Genomic DNA, 3230 nt, shown 5'->3' with positions numbered 1-3230 from the left:
TTTCGATTACGACAACGACAACGACAACGACAGCGTACCCGGGATCTCAGTCACCACATCAGTTCTGATCGCACCCACCGCCACGGGCGCCCTTGTCCCATGCCCCCGGCCGGCATAACATCAATACCATCCGGGGACCGCTCGGTTGTCGGCAATCCGGAGTAACAAACCATGCGCGTCCTCGGCATCGAGACCTCCTGCGACGAGACCGGCGTGGCCATCTACGACTCGGTCGGCGGGCTCCTGGCCCACGCGCTCTACAGCCAGATCGCGATCCACGCCCAGTACGGCGGCGTGGTGCCGGAACTGGCCTCGCGCGACCATGTGCGCAAGACCCTGCCGCTGATCCGGGAGGTGCTGGAGAGCGCCGGACTGGCCGCGGGCGCGATCGACGGGGTGGCCTACACCGCGGGTCCCGGGCTGATCGGCGCCCTGCTGGTGGGCGCGGCCCTGGGGCGCAGCCTGGCCTGGGCCTGGGGGGTGCCGGCGATCGGGGTGCACCACATGGAGGGCCACCTGCTGGCGCCGCTCCTGGAGGACCCGGCCCCGGCCTTTCCCTTCGTCGCGCTCCTGGTCTCCGGCGGTCACACCCAACTGGTGGACGTGGCCGGGGTCGGCCAGTACCGCATCCTCGGCGAATCCCTGGACGACGCGGCCGGCGAGGCCTTCGACAAGACCGCCAAGATCCTGGGGCTGCCCTACCCCGGCGGCCCGGAACTGGCGCGCCTGGCCGAGCAGGGCGACCCGCGGCGCTTCCGCTTCCCCCGCCCCATGACCGACCGCCCGGGACTGGACTTCAGCTTCAGCGGGCTCAAGACCTTTGCGCTCAATACCCTGCACAACGAGATCCCGGGCGCCGCCGACCCCGCCCAGACCCGCGCCGACATCGCCCGCGCCTTCGAGGACGCGGTGGTGGATACCCTGGTGATCAAGTGCCGCCGGGCACTGAAGGCGAGCGGGCACCGCCGCCTGATCCTGGCCGGCGGGGTCAGCGCCAACCGGCGCCTGCGCCGGGAGATGGACAGCGCCATCGCGGCCGTCGGGGGTGAGACCTACTACCCGCGCCCGGCCCTGTGCACCGACAACGGGGCCATGATCGCCTACGCCGGCTGGCAGCGGCTGCGCGCCGGCCAGCACGAACCCCTGAGCTTCGCGCCCCGGGCGCGCTGGGCGATGGAGTCGCTGCCGGGGTTGGGGGAGGCATAGGAACGGTTTTCGTTGTCGTTGTCGTTGTCGTTGTCGTTGTCGTTGTCGTTGTCGTTGTCGTAATCGAGATTATCGTGGCGCCCGGATTCTCTCGCACCTCAAAGTGCATCGCTTCTCCGATTACGACAACGACAACGATCGTGTCTAACTTGAACTTGACTCGTTACTTAGGCACCGAACAGATCGCTGCGGTCCGCGCAGCGGACCCTACCTCCTGCCCCGCAGGAAGGGGATCAGCACTGCCGCCGTCTCCGCCGGGCGCTCCATCATGGGCAGGTGTCCGGCGTCCGGCAGGGTGATCCGGGTACTGCCGGGGAGGCGCCGGTGCAGTGTCTGGGCGCCCGCCACGGCGTAGATCCCGTCGGACTCGCCCCACAGGATCAGCACCGGGACCGACACCTTCAGCGGATGGTCCAACACCCGGTCGTACAGGTTCACGCTGTCCCAGACCTGCTGGTAGTGCCGGTTGCGCGCCACATAATCCTTGATCAGGGCCTCGCGGACCGGCGCTGGGACCGGCGGCGGCGTGGCGAACAACAGGCGCAGTTCCAGGTCCAACTGGTCGTCATCGATCGGAATGAAGGGATTGATCCCGTCCTGGATCGCCTGGCGGACCCCGGGCGCCCAGTCCACCACCCCCAGCGGCGGGCCGACGAAGGCCAGGCGGCGCACGCCCCGCGGGTGACGCTGCACATAGAGTGCCGCAATGGTCCCGCCCATGGAGTTGGCGGCCAGGGCGAATTCGTGCAGCCCCAGGCCGCCGATGAACCGGTGCAGCAGGTCCACCTGGTGCTCCAGGTCGTAGTCGGTGACGGGGAACCCGGTACTCTGACCGAAGCCCGGCAGGTCGGGTGCCAGCGCATCGAAACCGGCCGCCGCCAGGGCACACAGCAGCGCGTGCCACTGCTCCTTTTGGGCGAAGAGCCCGTGCAGCAGCAGGACCGTCGGCCCCTGACCGGCGCGGCTGTAGTGGACGACCCCGCCGTCCAGCGGCACTGACCCGGCGGCGATCTCACAGGCCGGCGGCGTGACCTGGGTATCGGCCAGGGCCAACCCGCCCCAGAGCAGCAGGGCCAGGAGCCAGATGAACGGGAACTGGGCACGAACGCGGCGCAGGACGCCGTTAGTGATTGTCATACCGTGACCTCGGTTGCGGCGGCCCAGGGCGCCCGGAGCACCGGAAGAGGAAAATTTCGGTCCGAGACCGCGATCAGTCCTCGTCGCCTGGGCCCGGCTGCCCCGTCAGGCGACCCTCGCGCCCGGTGAGCAGCTTCTCGATATTGCTGCGGTGCCGCCAGATCAGCAGGCCCGTCATCACCAACTGCATCCCGATCAACACCGGCGGCAGGCCCATCAGCCAGACGATGAGCGGGGCCAAGGGCATGGAGATCAGGGCGGCGAGCGAGGAAAATTTGAGGACCTTCGCCACGAAGAGCCAGATCAGGGCGACCGGCAGGCCGACCGGCACCCAGAACCCGAAGACCGCGGCCCCAAGCCCGAACTGCACGCCCAGGGCGGTCGCCACCCCCTTGCCGCCCCGAAAGCCGAAGAAGACCGGGAACAGGTGCCCGATGAAGGCCGCGAGCCCGGTCATCGCCAGCACCGCGGGGCCGACCCCCAGCAGGTGCGCGGCCAGCATCGGGATCAGCCCCTTCAAGCTGTCCCCGAACAGGGTGATCGCCGCCGCCTTCTTCCCGCCGATGCGCAGGACATTGGTGGCCCCCGGGTTGTTGGAGCCCTGGGTGCGCGGGTCCGGCAACCCCATCAGTCGGCAGACGATGATGGCGCTGGAGATGGAGCCCAACAGGTAGGCGGTGACGACGAGTGCGGCAGCAGTAATCATGGACGCCCATTGGAACCGGGAAGCGGCACCGGGTCAAGGACCGTTCTCTTAGACCTATCCAAACCTACGCATAGGTAGCTTCAGTGCTAAGTTCCTGCTTCAACGAGGCTGCCCGGGGAAACGGCTTGGTTTTCGCCAACAAAGCTCCCCTTGGTGGGGAGCTTTACGCCGATGAGGCGAC

3 protein-coding genes are annotated in these 3230 nt (G+C 68.3%); 1 reads left to right on the top strand and 2 read right to left on the bottom strand.

Features of this window, described 5'->3' with window-relative positions; translation table 11 throughout:
* Positions 1–171: 171 nt before the first annotated feature.
* A complete protein-coding gene (tsaD, locus tag QZY48_RS27890; RefSeq protein WP_100920843.1) occupies positions 172–1206 on the top strand; it encodes a tRNA (adenosine(37)-N6)-threonylcarbamoyltransferase complex transferase subunit TsaD in 1035 nt (344 codons plus the stop codon).
* A 207-nt stretch (positions 1207–1413) separates the two neighbouring features.
* Here the strand turns inward: tsaD and QZY48_RS27885 are convergent, their stop codons facing one another.
* Both QZY48_RS27885 and plsY read right to left on the bottom strand, forming a co-directional pair.
* Positions 1414–2343, bottom strand: coding sequence for an alpha/beta hydrolase (locus QZY48_RS27885; RefSeq protein WP_295436898.1), 930 nt, complete (start codon positions 2341–2343; stop codon positions 1414–1416).
* Between the two features lie 73 nt (positions 2344–2416).
* Positions 2417–3049 (bottom strand): glycerol-3-phosphate 1-O-acyltransferase PlsY, encoded by a 633-nt coding sequence (gene plsY, locus QZY48_RS27880; protein ID WP_295436896.1) that lies wholly within the window; start codon positions 3047–3049, stop codon positions 2417–2419.
* Positions 3050–3230: the final 181 nt, after the last annotated feature.

Source organism: uncultured Thiodictyon sp. (assembly GCF_903828115.1).
GTDB lineage: Bacteria > Pseudomonadota > Gammaproteobacteria > Chromatiales > Chromatiaceae > Thiodictyon.
This window is presented reverse-complemented; position numbering and strand designations above follow the sequence as displayed.